Origin of the sequence: Devosia limi DSM 17137, assembly GCF_900128975.1 — a bacterium.
GTDB lineage: Bacteria > Pseudomonadota > Alphaproteobacteria > Rhizobiales > Devosiaceae > Devosia > Devosia limi.
On record NZ_FQVC01000017.1, the window covers coordinates 1 to 18,790 of the forward strand.

The 18,790-nt window shown below is 64.6% G+C and carries 19 protein-coding genes and 1 riboswitch; of the genes, 12 read left to right on the forward strand and 7 right to left on the reverse strand.

Annotated elements, in window-relative coordinates:
• Together BUA69_RS18920 and rsmD are read left to right on the forward strand one after the other, a co-directional pair.
• Positions 1-323, forward strand: a 323-nt coding sequence (locus BUA69_RS18920; protein WP_143154430.1) for a transposase, incomplete at its 5' end; no start/stop codon positions are given.
• Positions 324-452: 129 nt separating this feature from the next.
• Positions 453-1,010 (forward strand): 16S rRNA (guanine(966)-N(2))-methyltransferase RsmD, encoded by a 558-nt coding sequence (gene rsmD, locus BUA69_RS18925; protein WP_046136338.1) that lies wholly within the window; start codon positions 453-455, stop codon positions 1,008-1,010.
• A gap of 133 nt (positions 1,011-1,143) precedes the next feature.
• Here the strand turns inward: rsmD and BUA69_RS18930 are convergent, their stop codons facing one another.
• The 3 genes from BUA69_RS18930 to BUA69_RS18940 all read right to left on the reverse strand — a co-directional run bounded on the left by BUA69_RS18930 (position 1,144) and on the right by BUA69_RS18940 (position 3,442).
• The gene (locus BUA69_RS18930; protein WP_046136339.1) at positions 1,144-1,560 is read right to left on the reverse strand and encodes a Fur family transcriptional regulator; all 417 of its coding nucleotides are present in this window, start codon (positions 1,558-1,560) and stop codon (positions 1,144-1,146) included.
• Positions 1,544-2,368 carry a metal ABC transporter permease gene (locus BUA69_RS18935; RefSeq protein ID WP_046136340.1) on the reverse strand — a complete coding sequence of 275 codons (825 nt, stop codon included), beginning with the start codon at positions 2,366-2,368 and terminating at the stop codon, positions 1,544-1,546. The genes BUA69_RS18930 and BUA69_RS18935 overlap by 17 nt, the downstream gene beginning before the upstream one ends.
• A 267-nt stretch (positions 2,369-2,635) precedes the next feature.
• Positions 2,636-3,442 (reverse strand): ATP-binding cassette domain-containing protein, encoded by an 807-nt coding sequence (locus tag BUA69_RS18940; RefSeq protein ID WP_046136496.1) that lies wholly within the window; start codon positions 3,440-3,442, stop codon positions 2,636-2,638.
• Positions 3,443-3,628: 186 nt separating this feature from the next.
• Here BUA69_RS18940 and BUA69_RS18945 point away from each other — a divergent pair, with 186 nt between their 5' ends.
• From BUA69_RS18945 to BUA69_RS18955, 3 genes are all read left to right on the forward strand, one after another.
• Positions 3,629-4,585 carry a zinc ABC transporter substrate-binding protein gene (locus BUA69_RS18945; RefSeq protein WP_046136497.1) on the forward strand — a complete coding sequence of 319 codons (957 nt, stop codon included), beginning with the start codon at positions 3,629-3,631 and terminating at the stop codon, positions 4,583-4,585.
• Positions 4,586-5,028: 443 nt separating this feature from the next.
• On the forward strand, positions 5,029-6,216 hold the full coding sequence (gene aztD, locus BUA69_RS18950) for a zinc metallochaperone AztD (RefSeq protein ID WP_046136498.1): 1,188 nt from the start codon (positions 5,029-5,031) through the stop codon (positions 6,214-6,216).
• 128 nt (positions 6,217-6,344) lie between these two features.
• Positions 6,345-7,541, forward strand: a complete 1,197-nt coding sequence (locus BUA69_RS18955; protein ID WP_046136499.1) for a GTP-binding protein — start codon at positions 6,345-6,347, stop codon at positions 7,539-7,541.
• Here the strand turns inward: BUA69_RS18955 and BUA69_RS18960 are convergent.
• Positions 7,534-7,890, reverse strand: coding sequence for a DMT family protein (locus BUA69_RS18960; RefSeq protein WP_046136500.1), 357 nt, complete (start codon positions 7,888-7,890; stop codon positions 7,534-7,536). The genes BUA69_RS18955 and BUA69_RS18960 overlap by 8 nt on opposite strands.
• A 129-nt stretch (positions 7,891-8,019) precedes the next feature.
• Positions 8,020-8,237: riboswitch (cobalamin riboswitch) on the forward strand.
• 37 nt (positions 8,238-8,274) lie between these two features.
• On the opposite strand from BUA69_RS18960, the gene BUA69_RS18965 reads away from it, so the two are divergent.
• The 6 genes from BUA69_RS18965 to cobO all read left to right on the forward strand — a co-directional run bounded on the left by BUA69_RS18965 (position 8,275) and on the right by cobO (position 15,785).
• A complete protein-coding gene (locus BUA69_RS18965) occupies positions 8,275-8,457 on the forward strand; it encodes a CbtB domain-containing protein (RefSeq protein WP_046136501.1) in 183 nt (60 codons plus the stop codon).
• A gap of 23 nt (positions 8,458-8,480) precedes the next feature.
• On the forward strand, positions 8,481-9,230 hold the full coding sequence (locus tag BUA69_RS18970; RefSeq protein ID WP_046136502.1) for a CbtA family protein: 750 nt from the start codon (positions 8,481-8,483) through the stop codon (positions 9,228-9,230).
• Positions 9,227-10,288, forward strand: coding sequence for a cobalamin biosynthesis protein CobW (cobW, locus tag BUA69_RS18975; protein ID WP_046136503.1), 1,062 nt, complete (start codon positions 9,227-9,229; stop codon positions 10,286-10,288). Before BUA69_RS18970 ends, cobW begins: the two co-directional genes overlap by 4 nt.
• Before the next feature lie 76 nt (positions 10,289-10,364).
• Positions 10,365-10,583 carry an alkylphosphonate utilization protein gene (locus tag BUA69_RS18980; RefSeq protein ID WP_046136504.1) on the forward strand — a complete coding sequence of 73 codons (219 nt, stop codon included), beginning with the start codon at positions 10,365-10,367 and terminating at the stop codon, positions 10,581-10,583.
• A gap of 109 nt (positions 10,584-10,692) precedes the next feature.
• On the forward strand, positions 10,693-15,132 hold the full coding sequence (gene cobN, locus BUA69_RS18985; protein ID WP_072866638.1) for a cobaltochelatase subunit CobN: 4,440 nt from the start codon (positions 10,693-10,695) through the stop codon (positions 15,130-15,132).
• A 44-nt stretch (positions 15,133-15,176) separates the two neighbouring features.
• Complete coding sequence (cobO, locus tag BUA69_RS18990) at positions 15,177-15,785, forward strand: cob(I)yrinic acid a,c-diamide adenosyltransferase (RefSeq protein WP_143154597.1); 609 nt, start codon at positions 15,177-15,179, stop codon at positions 15,783-15,785.
• A 34-nt stretch (positions 15,786-15,819) separates the two neighbouring features.
• Here the strand turns inward: cobO and BUA69_RS18995 are convergent, their stop codons facing one another.
• Positions 15,820-16,299, reverse strand: coding sequence for a hypothetical protein (locus BUA69_RS18995; protein ID WP_052950434.1), 480 nt, complete (start codon positions 16,297-16,299; stop codon positions 15,820-15,822).
• Between the two features lie 100 nt (positions 16,300-16,399).
• Positions 16,400-17,302 carry a cation diffusion facilitator family transporter gene (locus BUA69_RS19000; protein ID WP_244468713.1) on the reverse strand — a complete coding sequence of 301 codons (903 nt, stop codon included), beginning with the start codon at positions 17,300-17,302 and terminating at the stop codon, positions 16,400-16,402.
• A gap of 305 nt (positions 17,303-17,607) precedes the next feature.
• On the opposite strand from BUA69_RS19000, the gene BUA69_RS19010 reads away from it, so the two are divergent.
• Positions 17,608-18,111: a cobalamin biosynthesis protein gene (locus BUA69_RS19010; protein WP_143154591.1), complete on the forward strand. Its 504-nt coding sequence runs from the start codon at positions 17,608-17,610 to the stop codon at positions 18,109-18,111.
• Here BUA69_RS19010 and BUA69_RS19015 read toward each other — a convergent pair.
• A complete protein-coding gene (locus BUA69_RS19015; RefSeq protein WP_046134507.1) occupies positions 18,045-18,773 on the reverse strand; it encodes a cobalt-precorrin-6A reductase in 729 nt (242 codons plus the stop codon). The two genes, BUA69_RS19010 and BUA69_RS19015, sit on opposite strands and share 67 nt — an antisense overlap.
• Positions 18,774-18,790: the final 17 nt, after the last annotated feature.

Sequence of the window (18,790 nt, forward strand, 5' to 3'; positions counted from 1 at the left end):
TCACCTTGCTGGCCGACATGCCCGAGCTTGGAAAGGTCTCCGCCAAGGTCGCTGCGGCCCTTCTGGGCGTGGCCCCCTATGCGCGCCAGTCCGGCGCTTCCGATCGCAATGGGCGATGCAGTGGCGGCCGAAAGCACCTGCGCGACATCGCCTACATGGCTGTGCTCAGCGCCATCAAGGTCAAGGATCCCGTGCTCGGCAGCTTCTACCAAAGGCTCCGGGCGCGCGGAAAACCCTTCAAGCTCGCCATGATCGCTACCGTCCGCAAACTCATAACAATCCTCAATGCCATCGCCAGATCTGACCCCGCATTCAATCCATGATGCCCACGGTTGCTTGACCCGAGGGTGCTTGCACAATGGGCCTCTTCCCCACCACGTCATCCCGGCGCCAGCCGGGATCCAGTTTTCCTGATCGTCCACCCACGGACACGGCATTAGCGGAACCCGACCATGCGCATCGTCGCCGGCAAATTCCGGGGCAAGGCCCTCAACTCCCCCTCCGACGATTCCATCCGTCCGACCGCCGACCGCGTTCGCGAATCGATGTTCAACATCCTCGCCAGCCGCCTCGGCCCGGTCCTGGATGGCGTGCGCGTGCTCGACCTTTTCGCCGGCACTGGCGCCCTCGGCCTCGAAGCCCTGTCGCGCGGTGCCGCCCATGTCACTTTCGTTGAAATCGGCGCCGAAGGCCGCGGCCTGATCCGCGACCATGTCGAGGCCTTCGGGGCAGGGGGCATTACCAAGCTGCTGCGCCGCGACGCCACCGATCTGGGCACCCCCGGCACCTTCGGTCAGTTCAATCTGGTGTTTCTCGATCCGCCCTATGGCCAGGGCCTGGGCGAAAAGGCCCTGGCGGGCCTGCGCGATGGTGGCTGGCTCGCCCCCGGCGCCACCCTGGTATTCGAGGAAAGCGTCGATGCCGAAGTGGTTGTCCCGCCTGGATTCACGCTGGATGATCGCCGCGAATACGGCGCAGCGGCGGTGTATTTCCTGCGGTTCGGCGCTTAGTGGATAACGCAGACCCCCACCTGACCTCCCCCTCATAGGGGGAGGAACAGATCGAGCTTGTGCGAGACGTCGCCCCATTCGCCGGGCAGTGCCTCCCCCTATGAGGGGGAGGTTCGGTGGGGGTTCTCTCCACCTAAGCCGCCAGCTTCAAGCACTCCGCGCATTTGCCGCGAATTTCCATCGTCGTGCGCTCGACCTTGAAGCCCTTGGCCCCGGCCCAGTTGCCCAGCCGCTCCTCGATCACCGCATCGGCGAATTCGTCGACCTTGCCGCACCCCTCGCAGATCGCAAACGCGATCAGCCCCTTGCGGTGGCAATGCTCGTCGGCGCAGGCCACAAAGGCATTCAGGCTCTCCAGCCGGTGCGCCAGTCCGCGCTCCACCAGCTTGTCCAGCGCCCGATATACCTGCAGCGGCGCCCGCAGCCCGTCCTCGCGCAGCCGGTCGAGAATGTCATAGGCGCTCAGCGGCCCGCTCGAACGGTTGAGCGCCCCCAGCACCAGGCCCTGATTGCGGGTCAGATCAGCCGGAACTTCATGAACGTGCGCCATCGGGAGCCTTTCTGCCGTAAAGCCGCGTGACGGGAACCGTCAGCGACACCAAAAACACTATCAAAGCCATTACCACAATCGAAGGGCCCGATGCGGTGTCCCAGGTGCGCGAGCCGAACAGCCCGCCCACGACCGCCACCGCGCCCAGCACCGCCGCGACCACCGCCATCTGCTCGGGCGTCGCGCTCAGCCGCCGCGCCGTCGCCGCCGGAATGATCAGCAGCGAGGTGATCAGCAATACCCCCACCAGCTTCATCGCAATGGCAATCACCGATGCCATCAGGATCATCAGCACCAGCCGGCTCGCCTCCGGCCGCAGCCCCTCAGCCTCCGCCAGTTCCGGGCTCACCGTCGAGGCCAGCAGCGGCCGCCAGGCAAAGATCAGGATGGCCAGGATCGCCAGCCCGCCGCCATAGATGATGACGATGTCATCGACCGAAACCGCCAGGATATCGCCAAACAGGAACCCCATCAGGTCGATCCGTACGGTGGTCAGGAACCCCACCAGCACCAGCCCCACGGCCAGCGTCGAATGGCTCAATATCCCCAGCAGCGCGTCGGTCGATAGTGTCGCCTGCTTCTGCAACACGATCAGCGCCCCCGCCACCAGCGCCGCCACCGCAAACACGCCCAGCGTCATGTTCATGGAGAGAATGATCGACAGCGCCACGCCCAGCAGCGCCGAATGCGCCATCGTGTCGCCGAAATAGGCCATCCGCCGCCACACCACAAAGCACCCCAGCGGCCCCGTCACCAGCGCCAGCCCAATGCCCGCAATCAGCGCCCGCGAAAAGAAATCACCGAACATTATTCTGCTCCTGCCACGTGGCCCCAGATGACCGAGCGCCCCGATCCACTCCCTCCCCCTTGAGGGGAGGGCCGGGGTGGGGGTGCTGAGGCATAGACAAAACTCTGCGTTCCTGGAAACCGCAGCACCCCCACCCTATCCCTCCCCTCAAGGGGGAGGGGACGGATCGAGGCATGCGCACTTTCGTTCGCGAGCCACTGGCCCGAAGCCCCGCCCCCTTGAGGGGAGGGGCCGGGGGAGGGGGTCTTGCGCTTCATCACCAAAATCTCACCCATGCCGATGCCCCTCATGCCGATGCCCCTCATGGCTATGTGCCTCGCCATCCGGCACCACGCAGCCATCCTCATGATGCTCATGGTCATGGTGATGCTGGTAAATCGCCAGGGATCCCGCCGCCCGCTCACCGAACAGCCGCAGATATTCGGGGCTCCGCTTCACCGCCGCGGGCGTCCCCCGGCAGCACACATGCCCATTGAGGCAGATCACCGTATCGGTCTCGGCCATCACCACATGCAGATCGTGCGAGATCATCAGGATCCCGCTCTGCGTCGTATCGCGGATCTGCCGCACCAATTCGTACAGCGCCACTTCGCCGGAAAAATCCACGCCCTGCACCGGCTCGTCCAGCACCAAGAGGTCCGGCTTGCGGATCGTCGCCCGGGCAAACAGCACCCGCTGAAATTCCCCGCCCGATAGTTCCTGCACCGCCGCATGCAGCAGGCGCCGCGCGCCCACCGCTTCCAGCGCCGCGTCGATTTCGCTCCGGCTGAAGCGCCCGGTCAGCGTCATCAGCCGCTCCACCGTCAGTGGCAGTGTCCAGTCAATGCTCAGCTTTTGCGGCACATAGCCGATTTTAAGCCCCGGCTGGCGCGTCACTGTGCCAGTTGTCGGCTTGAGCACCCCGGTCGCCATCTTCGCCGTGGTCGACTTTCCCGAGCCGTTCGGTCCGATCAGCGTCACGATTTCGCCGCGCGCAATCGTCAGGTCCACCCCACTCACCAGCGTCCGCCCGCCCTGGCTCACGCCCGCGTTCTTCAGGGTTATCAAATTCTCTTTCGGTGCCAGGGCATCCATAAATCTATCGGCTCCATCGCTCCCTCCCCCTACGTGGGGGAGGGCCGGGGTGGGGGGGGAAGGGTTCGCAAGAAAAGTGGCGCCAGTCCCCTTGACTGCTTTCAATACGTTATAGCATAACACTGCCGCAAGCGTAATAACATAACATATCACGCTCCCCTATACGCACATCAAGAGGCTCCGCCGATGAAACTGCTCGCCCCGCTTGTCCTGCTGTCCACGGCTCTGCTCACCAATGCGGCGCTTGCTGGCCCATCGGTCGTCGCCTCGATCAAGCCGGTGCATTCGCTGGTTTCCGCGGTCATGGCCGGCATCGCCGAGCCCACGCTCATCGTCAAGGGTGCCGCCTCGCCCCATACCTATGCCCTGCGCCCCTCCGATGCCGGCGCGCTCGAAAGCGCCGATATCGTGTTTTGGACCGGCCATGGCATGGAGCTGTTCCTCGCCGATGCGCTGGAAACCCTCGCCACCCAGGCCAAGGTCATCGAACTGGCCGATGCCCCCGGCATCACCCTGCTGCCGGTCCGCGAAGGCGGCGCTTTCGAAGCCCACTCCCATGAGGGCGAAGGCGAGGACCATGATCATGCCCATGACGGCGAAGATCACGCCGATCACGCTCACGAGGGGGAAGGCGGCGATATGCACTTCTGGCTCGATCCCGACAATGCCGCGCTGATGGTCACCCAGATCGAGCAGACCTTGGTCGCCGTCGATCCCGACAATGCCGCCGCCTACACCGCCAACGCCGCCGCCGAAATCGCCCGCCTCGCGGCTCTCGCCACCGAGCTGGAAACCACGCTCGACCCGGTCAAGGACAAGCCCTTTGTCGTTTTCCACGACGCCTATCAGTATTTCGAGTCCCGCTTCGGCCTGACCCTGGCCGGCTCGGTCACCGTCACGCCCGACGTCATGCCCGGCGCCCAGCGCATTGGTGAGCTCAAGGCCAAGGTCGCCGAGCTCGGCGCGACCTGCGTCTTCGCCGAACCCAATTTCGAACCCACCATTATCGCCGCCATCACCGAAGGCAGCGCCGCCAAATCCGGCACCCTCGACCCCGAAGGCGGCGCCCTCGCCGAAGGCCCCGACCTCTACCCAAACCTCCTCCGCGGCCTCGCCAAGTCCCTGGTCGACTGTCTGGAATAAGGGCAGGGGGGCTCTGCCTTCCCTAGGGCCTCTTGCCTGCCTAGACGTAGGTTTCACCTTCTTCCTTCTCCCTCCCCCTCGTGGGGAGGGCCGGGGTGGGGGGCTAGGCTGGGCAGAGAGCCCATAGTCGGGACGGTAGAACCTCCTCTGCCCTCGCTCAATCCCACTCCCCCCACCGCGCTGCCCGCGGGCTTGACCCGCGGGCCACTCTCCCCCGGAACGACATCGCGGCTCTCGCTGAGACCCGCGGATCAAGCCCGCGGGCAGCCCGGTGGACGACAACGCAGACAGTGGCCCCCACGGCCACCCACCAATCGTCACCCTCGGGCTCGACCCGAGGGCCCATCATCCATCCACCCCACGGCCAACTGCCGTGGGCACCGCCCCCCGCTACCCAAATTTCCCCTCGCACGTAATGTGCTAACATACCCGGAGCCTGTCTCATGTCCCGCCGCCTCCTCCCGCTTCTGGCCACTACCGCCCTGATGTCCACCCCCGTTTTTGCCGATGAGCTCACCGCCTGGCGCCTGTTCGTCGCCGATCACGCCGCTCCTCAGGTCACCGCGCTCGATCTCGCCAGCGGCGACACCCTCGCCACTTTCCCCCTGGCCAGCCCCGGCGTCCTCTACAAAACCCATAGCGGTGAAGCCGTCTATGTCGTGCAGGGCGCCGGCAACCAGGTCTCGGCCATCGCCTCCGGCATCGCCATCGATGACCATGGCGATCACGGCGATATCGCTGTCTCCGCTCCCAAACTGATCGATGCCACCGTCCCCGGCACCAAGCCCGTCCATTTCGTCGAGCACAATGGCAAGATCGCCCTGTTCTTTGACGGCGAGGGCAAGACCCGCCTGCTCAGCGAACACGCCTGGATCGACGATGCCAATGCCGCCACCACCGAGTTTGACAGCGGCGCACCCCATCACGGCGTCGCCGTGCCCTGGGGCGATTACACCATCGTCTCCGTGCCCAATCCCGAAGACCCCACCAAGCTCCCCATCGGCGTCAAAGTGCTCGATGCTGCCGGTGCCCCGGTCGGCGATCTCCACGCCTGCGCCGACCTTCATGGTGAAGCCTCGTCCGGCAATGTCCTGGCCATTGCCTGCGCCGAGGGCCTCCTGATCGTCACCGGTTCCGGCGAGCCCCAGATCGATCTACTGCCCTATACCGGCCTGCCAGAAGGCAAGTCGACCACGCTGATCGGCGGCACCGGCTTTCAGTATTTCCTCGGCAATTATGGTGCCGACAAGCTGGTGATCATCGATCCCGCCGAAGCCGCCCCGTTCCGGCTGGTCGAACTGCCCACCCGCCGCGTCCACTTCGTCACCGATCCGCAGCGGCCGAAATTCGCTTACATCTTCACCGAGGATGGCAAGCTCAACCAGCTCAACATCATCTCGGGCGAACTCTCCAAGTCGGTCTCGGTCACCGAGCCTTATTCCATGGATGGCGAATGGAGCCTGCCGCGCCCGCGCATTGCCGTCGCCGGTGACGTCGTCGCTGTCACCGATCCCAATGCCAGCACAATTCACCTGATCGATATCGCCACCTTCACCCAGTCCGGCGAACTGCCGCTCGCCGGCGCCCCCTACAACATCGTCGCCATCGGCGGCTCCGGCAGCACCCACTAACGCAACAGCTCGCCCAGTCGTCCTCCCCCTTGCAGGGGGGCTCGCAGTCGTCGCCCTCCCCCTCAGGGGGAGGGATCAAGGGTGGGGGTCTCAGACCGGCCCCCGCCCCCCAACTTCCCGAGGTGCCCATGACCAAACTTCCCGTCACCGTGCTGTCCGGCTTTCTCGGCGCCGGCAAGACCACGCTGCTCAATCATATCCTCAACAATCGCGAAGGGCTGCGTGTCGCCGTCATCGTCAACGACATGAGCGAGGTCAATATCGACGCCGCTCTGGTGCGCGAGGGCGGCGCCAATCTCAGCCGCACCGAGGAAACCCTGGTCGAAATGAGCAATGGCTGCATCTGCTGCACCCTGCGCGATGATCTGCTGGCCGAAGTCACTCGCCTCGCCGCCGCCCGGCGTTTCGATTACCTGATCATCGAATCCACCGGCATTTCCGAACCGCTGCCGGTCGCCACCACCTTCGATTTCCGGGACGAGCGCGGTGTCTCGCTCTCCGATATCACCCGGCTCGACACCATGGTCACCGTTGTCGATGCCGCCAATCTCCTGGCCGATTATGCCTCTGCCGATTTCCTGCGCGATCGCGGCGAAGTTCTCGGCGATGCCGACAACCGCGCCCTCGTCGATCTGCTGGTCGAGCAGATCGAGTTTGCCGATGTCATCATCCTCAACAAGGTCTCGACCGCATCACCGGCCGATCTCGCCACCGCCCGCCAGATCATCAAGGCGCTCAATCCCGTCGCCCGCCTCATCGAAACCGATTTCGCCACCGTGCCACTCGACGCTGTCCTCGATACCGGCCTCTTCAACCTCGAAGCGGCCGAAGCCAATCCGCTCTGGTTCAAGGAGCTGAACGGCTTCACCGACCACGTCCCCGAAACCCTCGAATATGGCATCCGCTCCTTCGTTTATCGCGCCCGCCAGCCCTTCAATCCGGCCTTGCTGGATCGCTTCATCAACCGCGTCTGGCCGGGCGTCGTCCGCGCCAAGGGTTTCTTCTGGCTGGCGACGCGCCCGCATCATGTCGGTGAATTGAGCCAGGCCGGCGCATTGGTGCGCACCCAGCGGCGCGGGCTCTGGTGGTCCGCCGTGCCGCGCCAGCGCTGGCCCGACGATGCCGATTGGCTGGCCTCGATGGCGCCCTATCTCGATCCCATCTGGGGTGACCGGCGCCAGGAAATCGTCTTTATCGGCCTCGATCCGATGGATGAAGCCGCCATCCGCCGCGATCTCGACGCCTGCCTCGTCCCCGCCCGCGCCTTCACCCCGGAAAACTGGACCAGCCTCGCCGATCCATTTCCCTCCTGGCAGCCTATTTGAGCGGTCCCTTGAAGATGAAGAACGCCCCGCCAAAGATCAGCGCAAAGCCGATGCCATGGTTCAGCGTCAGCTTCTCGCCCAGGAAAAACACCGCGAACAGGGCGAACACGCTGAGCGAGATCACCTCCTGGATGGTCTTGAGCTCGGCCGCGCTATAGGCGCCATAGCCGATGCGGTTGGCGGGCACCGCCAGCCAATACTCGAAAAACGCGATGCCCCAGCTGGTCATCACCGCCACCCACAGCGCCATATGCGGGAATTTCAGGTGCCCATACCAGGCGAAGGTCATGAACACATTGGAGGCGATCAGCAGCGCTATCGGCGCCAGCGTTGCAAAGTTGAGGCCCATAACTCACCCGGGGCAGAATCAACGCCGGAGCGGCGCCGCCATTCATCTCTCTGCGCCCCGATCCCCGCAAGAGCGCCATTGTCCGCGGGCTTGCTGTGTCATCGGCGTTGACCCCATGGCCCACCCGTGTCAAACCCAAGCTGTGTTGGTTCCTTGCGCTCGTCGGGCAAGAGGATCAAAAGGGAACACGGTGCGGATTACCCATCAGGGGCCAAAACCGGGACTGCCCCCGCAACTGTAAGCGGCAAGCTTTCGCCACACGCCACTGATCCCCACGGGATCGGGAAGGCGGCGCAAGCGCTCAAGATGCCGCCAGTCAGGAGACCTGCCAGCACGAAGGGGCATTTGCCCGAACGTTTACGTGCACACGGAGGGTGTCGTCACATGAATACCTCGGTCCAGACTGCCGGTACCACCGGCCTTACCGTCTCTCAGCGGCTCATTGCCGGCTCCATCGCCCTGCTGCTCGGGCTGACCCTGCTGGTCGGCACCGGCTTTGCCGGCGATTTCCGCCTGCATAACGGCGCGCACGATACCCGTCACGCCATGGGCTTCCCCTGCCACTAGGCAGCGTCGAGAGAGACACTGACATGTTCCGCAATCTGTTTCTTGCTGCGCTGGTCGCAGCGCTTTGTGCTGGCCTGGTCACTTCCGCCTTCCAGGCCTGGCGGGTAACCCCATTGATCTTTGCCGCCGAAGCCTTCGAGGGCGGCGGCGAAGCCGTCCACACCCATGAAGCAGCCACGCCCGCACCCGGCCAGGATGCCGCCACCACGATGCCTGCCCACGATCACGGCGAGGAAGAGTGGATGCCGCAGGACGGGTTCGAGCGCACGGCCTTTACACTCTTCTCCAACATCCTCGCGGCCGCTGGTTACGCACTGATCATCGGCGCCGTGTCGGTCCTTTTTGCCCTGCCCATCACCTTTGCCAATGGCATTCTCTGGGGCCTCGGCGGCTTTGCCGCCTTCACCCTGGCGCCGGCGCTTGGCCTGCCCCCTGGCATGCCCGGCATGCCGGTGGCCGATACGTTGGCGCGTCAGGTCTGGTGGTTCGGCGCCGCCCTTTCCACAGGCGCAGCCCTGGTCCTGGTCGCCAAGGTGCGGGCCCCCTGGGCGCTCGCCGTCGCCGTCGCGCTGGTGCTGCTGCCCCAGCTCATTGCCGCCCCGCAGGCGCCGGACGACCCCACCGGCGTGCCGCCCCGCATGACCGCCGAGTTCGTCGCCGCCGTGATCTATAACGGTGCCCTTTTCTGGGTCGTGCTCGGCCTTGCTTTCGGTCGCATGGCCGATCACCTTGCCGCCCGTTCGGCGGCCGTCCCCAATGGAGCCCGAGCATGACCACCAAGATCCCGACCACCGTCATCACCGGCTTTCTCGGTGCCGGCAAGACTACCCTGGTGCGCCACCTGCTGGCCCATGCCCCCAAGGGCAAGCGCATCGCGCTGATCATCAACGAGTTTGGCGATCTCGGCGTCGACAAGGACATCCTCGCCGGCTGCGGCGATGAAACCTGCCGCGAAGAGGATATGGTCGAGCTGTCCAATGGCTGCATTTGCTGCACCGTGGCCGATGAATTCATCCCCACCATGCAGGCGCTGCTCGCCCGTCCGGAAAAGTTCGATCACATCGTCATCGAGACTTCGGGCCTGGCTTTGCCGCAGCCGCTGATCCGCGCCTTCAACTGGCCCGAGATCAAGGCCCAGGTCACCATTGACGGCATCGTCACCGTCGCCGACGCCTCGGCGCTGGCCGAAGGCCGCTTTGCCTCCGATGAAGCCGCCGTCGATGCCCTGCGCCGCCAGGACGAAATGCTCGATCACGAAACCCCGCTTGGCGAATTGTTCGAGGACCAGCTTTCGGTCGCCGATCTGGTCATCATCAACAAGGCCGATCTGGTCGATGCCGCCATGCTGGATAAGGTCGAAGCCAATATCCGCGCCGAACTGCGCCCCGGTGTCGGCGTCATCCATGCCCGCAATGGCCATGTCGATGTCGCCGCTCTGCTCGGCATGGGCATGGGCAGCGAAGACGACATCGCCAATCGGCCCAGCCATCACGAGCTGGAGCATGACGGGGAAACCCACGAGCACGACGATTTCGACTCCTTCTCGCTGCGTTTCCCCCAGGTGACCAGCAAGGACGATCTGCTGGCCGTCATCGAGGACACCATCCGCAGCCATGACGTGCTGCGCCTCAAGGGCTTCGCCGCCATCGAAGGCGCGCCGGCCCGTCTTGCCATCCAGGCCGTCGGTCCCCGCGTCACCGCCTATTTCGACCGCCCCTGGAAATCCGGCGAAGTCCGCGAGACTGCCCTTGTCGTCATCGGCGAAAGCCCCCTCGACCACGCCGCCATCACCACCAGCCTGCACCGCGCCACTAAAGCCCTCGCGGCCTAGGCGCCAAACCCTCGATCCGTCCCTCCCCCTGTCAGGGGGAGGCTAGGTGGGGGTATGCAAACGAAAGTCTCTTCCCATGAGCGAAATCACCAAAGACTCCAACGGCACCCAGCTCAATGACGGCGACGCCGTCACCCTGATCAAGGACCTCAAGGTCAAGGGCACCTCGGTGACGCTCAAGCGCGGCACGCTGGTCAAGAATATCCGCCTGACCGACGACACCGCCGAAATCGAGTGCAACGCCGAAAAGGTCAAGGGCCTGGTCCTGCGCACCGAGTTCGTCAAGAAGGCCTGATCCAGTTGAACGATCGGGCAACATCGCTGCAATCGACACCCGCCCCCTTGTGGGGCGGGATCGAGGGTAAGAGGCCTTCCGGCACTGCCATCAGCGGACAAATCTGACCATGCATCTGCTCTCCGCCCAGGCCGGCGCCATCCAGCAGGAGGGGGAGGCCATCGATCTGGCCCAGACCCCCGGCGCCATGATCTTTGCCTCCGCCGCCGATAGCGAACTGGCCATGCTTGCCGGCGCCGCCGACCGGGCAGGGACGGCCGAGCTGCGCCTCGCCAATACCCTGCGCCTGTCCAACAATCTCTCCGTCGATCTCTGGCTGGAACAGACCGTCGCCCATGCGCGCCTTGTCGTCCTCCGCCTCATCGGCGGCGCTGCCTATTTCCAGTATGGCGTCGATGAGCTGACCGCCCTCTGCACCAACAGGCGCATCCCGTTGGTCCTGCTCCCCGGCGATGCCAATCCCGATCCCATCCTGCAGGCGCGTTCCACCATCCACCCCGATGACTGGAGCCGCCTCCACGCCCTCTTCATCGCCGGCGGCCCCACCAATGCCGACGCCATCCTGCAAGCCTTCAACACGCTGGCCTCTTCTTTACCTCGCCCCTCCGGGGAGAGGTCGGCGGCTCTGCCGCCGGGTGAGGGGGCCTTGCTCGTCAATCTCCCCCCCACCCCTTTCGCCCGCTTCGGCCTCTGGTACCCCAGCCTCGGCATGCTCGACGAAGCCGCCCTGCGCTCCACCCACGCGGCTCCACCCCTTCCCACCGAGGGAGGGGGGCCTGCGGCTTCATCCCCAAACCACATCCCCATCCTCTTCTACCGCGCCGCCCTCGAAGGCGCTGGCACCGCCACCATCGAAGCGCTGATCGCCGAGCTGGAACGCCAGGGCCTCGCCCCGGTGCCGATGGTCGTCTCCTCGCTCAAGGAAGCCGCCTGCGTCCGCTTCGTGCAAAACGCCTTCGCCGCCTTCCCCCCCGCCGCCATCTTCAACCTCACCGGCTTCGCCCTCGGCCTCGATAGTCTCGACGCCAAGGCCAATCCCTTCGCGGGGGTCGATGCCCCGGTGATCCAGCTGATCCAGTCCGGCCGCTCATACGCCCAGTGGGAAGCCGACACGCAGGGCCTGTCCTCCAAGGACATGGCGATGTTCCTCGTCATGCCCGAGGTCGATGGCCGTCTCGCCGGCCTCATCGTCGGCCACAAGGCCGATGCTGTCTGGCACGAGCGCACCCAGTGCCCGCTCAGCGCCTACGCCCCCGACGCCTCCGGCATCGCCCGCGCCGTCACCCTCGCCGCCAATTGGTCGCGCCTGCGCGCCACCCCACGCCCCGCCCGCCGCATCGCCCTCGTCCTCGCCAACTACCCCATCCGCGACGGCCGCCTCGCCAACGGCGTCGGCTACGACGCCCCGGAATCAACAGTGCGCATGCTGCAGACCCTCGAAGCGGCTGGCTACACACTGACCCAGTTCCCCTCCCCCTTGAGGGGAGGGGCTAGGGGTGGGGGTGCTGCGCCCTCCACCATCTCCGCCTCTCAGTCCGGCGGCCCCGGCCACGTCAACACCCGCCTGGCGCGAGCCCCCAAAAACCTCGAACGGGCCCGTTCCCTCCGCAGCGCGCCGACGCCGTTCGAGCAAAAACTCTGGAGCTATCTGCGGGGTCTCGACCAAGCACATTTCCGGCGTCAGGTTCCCATCGGCCCATATTTCGCCGACTTCGCCTCCCATGGCCTCAAGCTGGTCATCGAACTCGATGGCGACACCCATGCCAGCTCCAGCGCCCAAACCCATGATCGCATCCGGATCGAGTTCCTGACGGATGCCGGCTATCACGTCATCCGTTTCGCCAATCGCGATATCGCAGGCAATCTCAACGGCGTCTGGCAAGTCATTCAGGCCACAATTTCCGAGCGCAGCACCCCCACCCCTAACCCCTCCCCTCAAGGGGGAGGGGAACTCTCGCGCGCGCAAACCGACCCCACCGTCCCATCGCCTCCCTCCCCCTTGAGGGGAGGGACTGAGGGTGGGGGTGCTGCAGTCTCCGACTACCCAGTCGACTCCGCCGCCCTCATCACCGCCCTCCAATCCGGCCCCACCAACGCCAATCCGCAGCGCGGCACGTCCTCCGCCAGGCTCTCACTCGCCCGCTACGCCGAGCTCTTCGCCGCGCTCCCACCCAAAATCCAGGCCGAGGTCACCACCCGCTGGGGCCCGCCGTCCGCCGATCCCTTCGTGCGCAACAATGCCTTCCACCTCCCGGCGCTGGTCTTCGGCAATGTCGCCATCCTGCTCCAGCCCGCCCGCGGCTATCAGCTCGATGAAACGCTGAGCTATCACGACCCGGCTTTGCCGCCGCCCCATGCCTATCTCGCCGCCTATCTCTGGCTGCGCCACGAATTCGACGCCCATGCGCTGATCCACAATGGCAAGCACGGCACGCTCGAATGGTTGCCCGGCAAGGCGGCGGCGCTCGATGAGGCCAGCTATGCCGATGCGGTCTGGGGCCAGTTGCCCCATCTCTATCCGTTCATCGTCAATGATCCCGGCGAAGGCACCCAGGCCAAGCGCCGCACCGGCGCAGTGATCATCGATCATCTGGTGCCGCCGCTGACCCGCGCTGAAACCTACGGTCCCCTCAAGGATCTCGAAGCACTGCTCGACGAATACTACGCCGCCTCCGGCATGGATCGCCGCCGCCTCGCCGATCTGCGCCGCCGTATTCTCGATTTCACCCGCGATGCTCGCCTCGATCGCGACATCGGCCTGCCCGAGGACGAGACCGAGGCGCTGATCAAGATCGACAATTTCCTTTGCGACCTCAAGGAAGCCCAGATCCGTGATGGCCTGCACATTTTCGGGCAATCGCCGCAGGGCGATCTCGAACGGGACCTGATCGTCGCGTTGGCCCGTGTGCCGCGCGGCGACGGTCCGGGTGAAGGCTCCCTGATCCGCGCCCTGGCCGATGATCTCAAGCTTGGTTTCGATCCCCTGACCGCTAAATTGGGCGAGCCGTGGACCGGACCGCAGCTGCCGCTGCTTGCCGGTCATGGGCTTGCCAGCACATCGCCAGCAAACCGCCAGCAAACCAGCAAGCAAGCCAGCAAGAAACCCAGCATGCTGGCTCGAATTCGCACCATTGGCGACGTTGTCGAGGCCCTGGAGGCCATCGCGGCCGAGCTGGTCGAAGGATTTATCCCCCATCCCGATTGGCACGCGACTAAACTTGTCCTCGCCACCGTTGAGGACATTATCCGCCCCCGTCTGGCGGCCTCCGGGCCAGCTGAAATCCAGGGGCTGCTCGATGGTCTCGATGGCAAGTTTGTCGCCCCCGGCCCCTCCGGCGCCCCCTCGCGTGGCCGCCTCGACGTGCTGCCCACCGGCCGCAATTTCTACTCCGTCGATAGCCGCGCCGTGCCCACGCCGACCGCCTGGGAACTCGGCCGGAAATCGGCGGAAAGCCTGGTTCTCCGCCACTTCCAGGACCATGGCACTTATCTCAAGTCGGTTGCGCTCTCCGTCTGGGGCACCGCCAATATGCGCACTGGCGGCGACGATCTCGCCCAGGCCCTGGCGCTGATCGGTGCCCGCCCGACCTGGGACCCATCCTCGCTGCGCGTCTCGGGCTATGAAATCATCCCATTGGCCAAACTCGGACGCCCTCGCGTCGACGTCACCTTGCGGATATCGGGCTTTTTCCGTGATGCCTTCCCGGCCCAGATCGCCCTGTTCGACCGCGCCATCCGCGCCATCGGCGCCCTTGATGAACCCACCGACGACAACCCCATTGCCGCCCGCATGCGCACCGATGCCCTGGGCCTGATGGCCTCGGGCAGCTCGGAGCGCGAAGCCGCCCTGTCAGCTGGCCATCGCATTTTTGGTTCCAAACCAGGTACTTACGGAACCGGCCTTTCGGCGCTGATCGATTCCGGCGCCTGGAAGGACAAGGCGGATCTGGGCAATCAGGCGCTCGATTGGGGCCAGTATGCCTATGGCGCCCAGGCTGCGGGTCTGCCGGAACGCGCCCGCTTTGCTGCCCGCCTCTCCGACCTCGATGCGGTGGTGCATAACCAGGATAACCGGGAGCACGACCTGCTCGACAGCGACAATTACTACCAGTTCGAAGGCGGCCTCGCCGCCGCCGCCGAACTGCTGGGCGGCACTACCCCCGCCGTCTATCACAACGATCACTCCCGCCCCGAGCGGCCACTTATCCGCACGCTCGAGGAGGAAATCTCCTTCGTTATGCGCTCCCGCGTCGTCAATCCAAAATGGCTCACCGGCGTCAAGCGCCACGGCTACAAGGGCGCCTTCGAAATCATCGCCACCCTCGACTTCATGTTCGCCTTCGCCGCGACGACTGGCGCGGTCAAAACCCACCATTTCGACATGGCCTTCGAGGCCTTTGTCGAAGATGAAGCGACCCGCGATTTCATCTGTGACAACAACCGCTTCGGCTATGACGAGCTGATCGCCAAATTCAATGAAGCCCGCCAGCGGGGCCTGTGGGTCCCGCGCTCCAATTCCGCCTATGCTTTTCTGGAGGAAAGCCGATGACCGATAAGCCTGTGACCGACAAGCCGCTGAAGAAGACGGACCTGATGACCGAGGCCGAGCGCGACGTCTATCACGCTGAAAAGATGCGGAAAAAGAAGGAAGCGCGCAACAAGATCCTGTCGACCAAGACCCAGGAAAAGGGCCTGCTGATCGTCCACACCGGCAAGGGCAAGGGCAAGTCCACGGCCGCTTTCGGCATGGTGTTTCGCGCCCTGGGGCACGGCTACAAGGTCGGCGTCGTGCAATTCGTCAAGGGCGTATGGGAAACCGGCGAGCGCGATGTGCTGATGAAATTCCCCGAACTGGTGACCATCAACGCCATGGGTGAGGGTTTCACCTGGGACGTCGCCGACCGCCAGCGCGACCTCGCCGCCGCCCGCGCGGCCTGGGAACAGGCCAAGGCCCTGATTTCCGATCCCGAGAACAAGCTGGTTCTGCTCGATGAACTCAACATCGTGCTGCGCTACGATTATTTGCCGCTCGAGGAAGTGGTTGAGTTCCTGCGCAACAAGCCGGTCGACACCCATGTCATCGTCACTGGTCGCAATGCCAAGGATGAGCTGATCGAGATCGCCGATCTGGTCACCGAGATGACTGAAATCAAACACCATTTCCGCGCCGGCGTAAAAGCCCAGCCGGGGATCGAGTTCTAAGACAAGCCTGGCGCTGGGGCGCTTTGCCCCGCCTTCAGCACGCAGTCGGTACGAAGGATCGAACCAGGCCCTCAAGGACCGGGTGCATGCCCGGTAGGTCTTGACTTGGATAGACCGATCGGAAGCTTGCATGGCTTTGCCGATCACACAGGATGATCATGCGTCGGTAAAGTACCTGCCCGTCCTTCACGCCGGACCAGCTTGCCCAATCCGGTGTTGCGACCTGATAGGTGATGGCCCAGCCATCGGCGATATCGGAGTCCAGCGCACGCTGCGCAGCGTCCGTAAAGTCGCCGCTGTCCGCTTCGAGCGCCTCGCCCCAAACGGTCAGCTCCTGCTGCATTCCAACCAACATGAAGACCGCGCCATTGCCATCGGCGCTGTCCATATAGTTTTCGTAGCCGGGCGGAATATCGATCTCGTAGCCGAAGGCGTCGTTCTCGTAGTGGGTCCAGTACTGGGCCTGGACGGGCATGACGAGGAGGGTGGCGAGGAAGAGCAGGATCAAGCGCATGGCGCAGGCTATCCTCGGCGCGCTTACGCCGCAAGGCCGCTGGCTGCCTCCGGCGAACGGCGCGGATGGCAATGGCGCGCCGGTGCTTGAAATTCTTGTCCTAGAGAACCACGATCCCGGCATGCTTGGCCTTGTCCTCCGGCTCGACATGGATGGTGATCTGCACGTCCTTGACCACCTCGCGCAGCTTGGCCTCCACCCGGTCGCAAATGGTGTGAGCGGCATCCACGCTCATCGCCCCGGGCACCACCAGGTGAAAGTCGATAAAGGTCATCTTCCCTGCCTGACGGGTGCGGATATCATGGGCCTCGATGGCGCCTTCGGCATTGCCGGCGATTACTTCCCGAATGGATTTCTGCGTCAAGGGCGGCACGGCCACGTCCATCAGCCCACCGACGCTTTCGCAGATCACGGCCCAGCCTGACCAGAGGATATTGACCGCTACCAGCGCCGCCAGGATTGGATCGAGCACGGCCCAGCCCGTCAGCAGCACCAGCGCCAAGCCAATAAGCACGCCGATAGTGGAGATCACGTCGGTCAGCAAGTGCTTGCCATCGGCCTCGAGCGCCGGAGAGCGCACCTTGCGGCCATGCCGGATCAGCACCCCGGCCCAGACCACGTTGATCACGGTCGCAACGGCGCTAATCATGATGCCCTGGAGGGGGGCGTCGGGAAGTTCCGGTGCCCAGAAGCCGGACCAGGCCTCACGCGCAATCATAATGGCCGCAACAATGATCATCACGCCCACGACCACCGCCGAAAAATACTCGGCCTTGTGATAGCCATAGGGTAGGGCGGCATCGGCCGGCTTCTGCGCCAGGCGCACTGCGATCAGTGCGACGACGGCGGTGACCACGTTGACGATCGATTCCAGAGCGTCCGAATAAAGCGCAATCGAGCCGGTCGTCCACCAGGCCAGAAACTTGAGCCCGAGCACAAGTAGGCCGACGCCAAGGCTGGCCCCGGCAATGACAAGGGTTCGACGTTCGGTATTGATGCTCAAGATGCCGCCCCGTTATCGCGTATGCCAGTATGGCGCGCCGGTATCATTGCGGGCATAGCCTTGATCAAAAATTCGCGCAAGTCCTTGTATTTGCAAATCATTTTCAGAAGCATTCTGATCTGGATCATGTGGGGCGCAAGCCTTTGATTGACCACGGACTTCCGCCGGCCTAGAACCGGTTCTTGCGCAGCGTTCCCACCAAGGAACTGAAACAGAGTCTGGTGCGGTCGACCCAAACCGGGGACCAAGTCCAGAGCTGCTCCGGTCTTTAGCGAACCTGCCTCTTGCTGACCAAAGAGGCTGACATGTCGACCCCGGCTTTCCCCGGCCTCGCGCCTGGCGAACGAACAAGGCTTTCTCCATCCATCGTGGCCGGTATCGGCTGCTGCCGCGCCATTGCGGCCGATGAAATCATCGCGTTGATCGAAACCGCGATGCTGGAAGCCGCTTTGCCCCGCGTCAGCCTCCTCGCCATCGGAACCCATGAACGCAAGTCCGTCGAACCGGGCCTTCGCGCCGCCGCCGCCTATTTCGACGTGCCCCTGCGCATCCTGGCCGATGCCGAACTCGAGCCGGTTGCCGTCCACCTTCCTGTCACCCGCGCTGGCGTGGCTGCAGTTGCCGAAGCTGTGGCACTGACTGCGGGGGACCTGGTTCTGGGCAAACGCAAATCCGCTGGCGCCACCTGCGCACTGGGCGCGGTTCGCCCCGGCTTCGACTTGACGAATTTCGGTCGCAGCGCTCAGGCACCGACCTCGAGCGCGGCGATTGCAGCATCGATGTCAGCCACTTCCCTGGCTGGGCCATAGCTTGGACGCGCGATCATGACCACCGTGACCCCCAGCCGCTGCGCCGCTTCGAGCTTGGCTGCCGTCTGTCCGCCGCCGGAATTCTTGGTCACCAGATGAGTTATGCCCTCGCGCTCCATCAAGGCCATCTCGTCGTTCAGGCTATAGGGTGGCCGCGACAACAACAGTCTGGCATGCCGGGGAACTTCGAACTCGGGCGGCTCGATCACCCGCACCACGAAGTGGCAATCATCGCGCGCGAGAAAAATATCGAGCCCGGCATGGCCGGTAGTCAGCAATGCAACGGCGTTGGCGGGCAGGCTGGCGGCGGCCTCGGCTGGTGTTCCAACGATCTGCCAATGGGCATCCATGGGTTGCACCCAGGCCGGTCGCATATAGCGCACCAGCGGCACCCCCGACGACTGCGCCGCCGCCACGGCATTGGCCGACATCTGTTCCGCATAGGGATGTGTCGCATCGACCAGCCGTTCGATCCCGGCTATGTGCAGATAGGCCACCAGCCCCGCAATGCCGCCAAAGCTGCCTATCCGCACACTACCGGCGGGCAGCATCGGGCCACTGGTGCGCCCGGCCAGAGAGGTGATCACCTCGTGCCCCGCATCCACCAGCCGATCGGCCAATTGCCGCGCTTCCGCCGTGCCACCCAGAATCAGGATCTTCATTGACCGTCTCGGCTCCT

What these genes read in the sequence shown, in the direction of transcription:
- BUA69_RS18980 (WP_046136504.1), top strand. Translation starts at nt 10,365, where the DNA reads ATGAGCGAAATCACCAAAGACTCCAACGGCACCCAGCTCAATGACGGC.
- BUA69_RS18965 (WP_046136501.1), top strand. Translation starts at nt 8,275, where the DNA reads ATGAATACCTCGGTCCAGACTGCCGGTACCACCGGCCTTACCGTCTCT.
- cobO (WP_143154597.1), top strand. Translation starts at nt 15,177, where the DNA reads ATGACCGAGGCCGAGCGCGACGTCTATCACGCTGAAAAGATGCGGAAA.
- cobN (WP_072866638.1), top strand. Translation starts at nt 10,693, where the DNA reads ATGCATCTGCTCTCCGCCCAGGCCGGCGCCATCCAGCAGGAGGGGGAG.
- BUA69_RS18935 (WP_046136340.1), bottom strand. Translation starts at nt 2,368, where the DNA reads ATGTTCGGTGATTTCTTTTCGCGGGCGCTGATTGCGGGCATTGGGCTG.
- BUA69_RS18940 (WP_046136496.1), bottom strand. Translation starts at nt 3,442, where the DNA reads ATGGATGCCCTGGCACCGAAAGAGAATTTGATAACCCTGAAGAACGCG.
- BUA69_RS19015 (WP_046134507.1), bottom strand. Translation starts at nt 18,773, where the DNA reads ATGAAGATCCTGATTCTGGGTGGCACGGCGGAAGCGCGGCAATTGGCC.
- aztD (WP_046136498.1), top strand. Translation starts at nt 5,029, where the DNA reads ATGTCCCGCCGCCTCCTCCCGCTTCTGGCCACTACCGCCCTGATGTCC.
- BUA69_RS18995 (WP_052950434.1), bottom strand. Translation starts at nt 16,299, where the DNA reads ATGCGCTTGATCCTGCTCTTCCTCGCCACCCTCCTCGTCATGCCCGTC.
- cobW (WP_046136503.1), top strand. Translation starts at nt 9,227, where the DNA reads ATGACCACCAAGATCCCGACCACCGTCATCACCGGCTTTCTCGGTGCC.
- BUA69_RS18945 (WP_046136497.1), top strand. Translation starts at nt 3,629, where the DNA reads ATGAAACTGCTCGCCCCGCTTGTCCTGCTGTCCACGGCTCTGCTCACC.
- BUA69_RS18970 (WP_046136502.1), top strand. Translation starts at nt 8,481, where the DNA reads ATGTTCCGCAATCTGTTTCTTGCTGCGCTGGTCGCAGCGCTTTGTGCT.
- BUA69_RS18930 (WP_046136339.1), bottom strand. Translation starts at nt 1,560, where the DNA reads ATGGCGCACGTTCATGAAGTTCCGGCTGATCTGACCCGCAATCAGGGC.
- rsmD (WP_046136338.1), top strand. Translation starts at nt 453, where the DNA reads ATGCGCATCGTCGCCGGCAAATTCCGGGGCAAGGCCCTCAACTCCCCC.
- BUA69_RS18960 (WP_046136500.1), bottom strand. Translation starts at nt 7,890, where the DNA reads ATGGGCCTCAACTTTGCAACGCTGGCGCCGATAGCGCTGCTGATCGCC.
- BUA69_RS18955 (WP_046136499.1), top strand. Translation starts at nt 6,345, where the DNA reads ATGACCAAACTTCCCGTCACCGTGCTGTCCGGCTTTCTCGGCGCCGGC.
- BUA69_RS19010 (WP_143154591.1), top strand. Translation starts at nt 17,608, where the DNA reads ATGTCGACCCCGGCTTTCCCCGGCCTCGCGCCTGGCGAACGAACAAGG.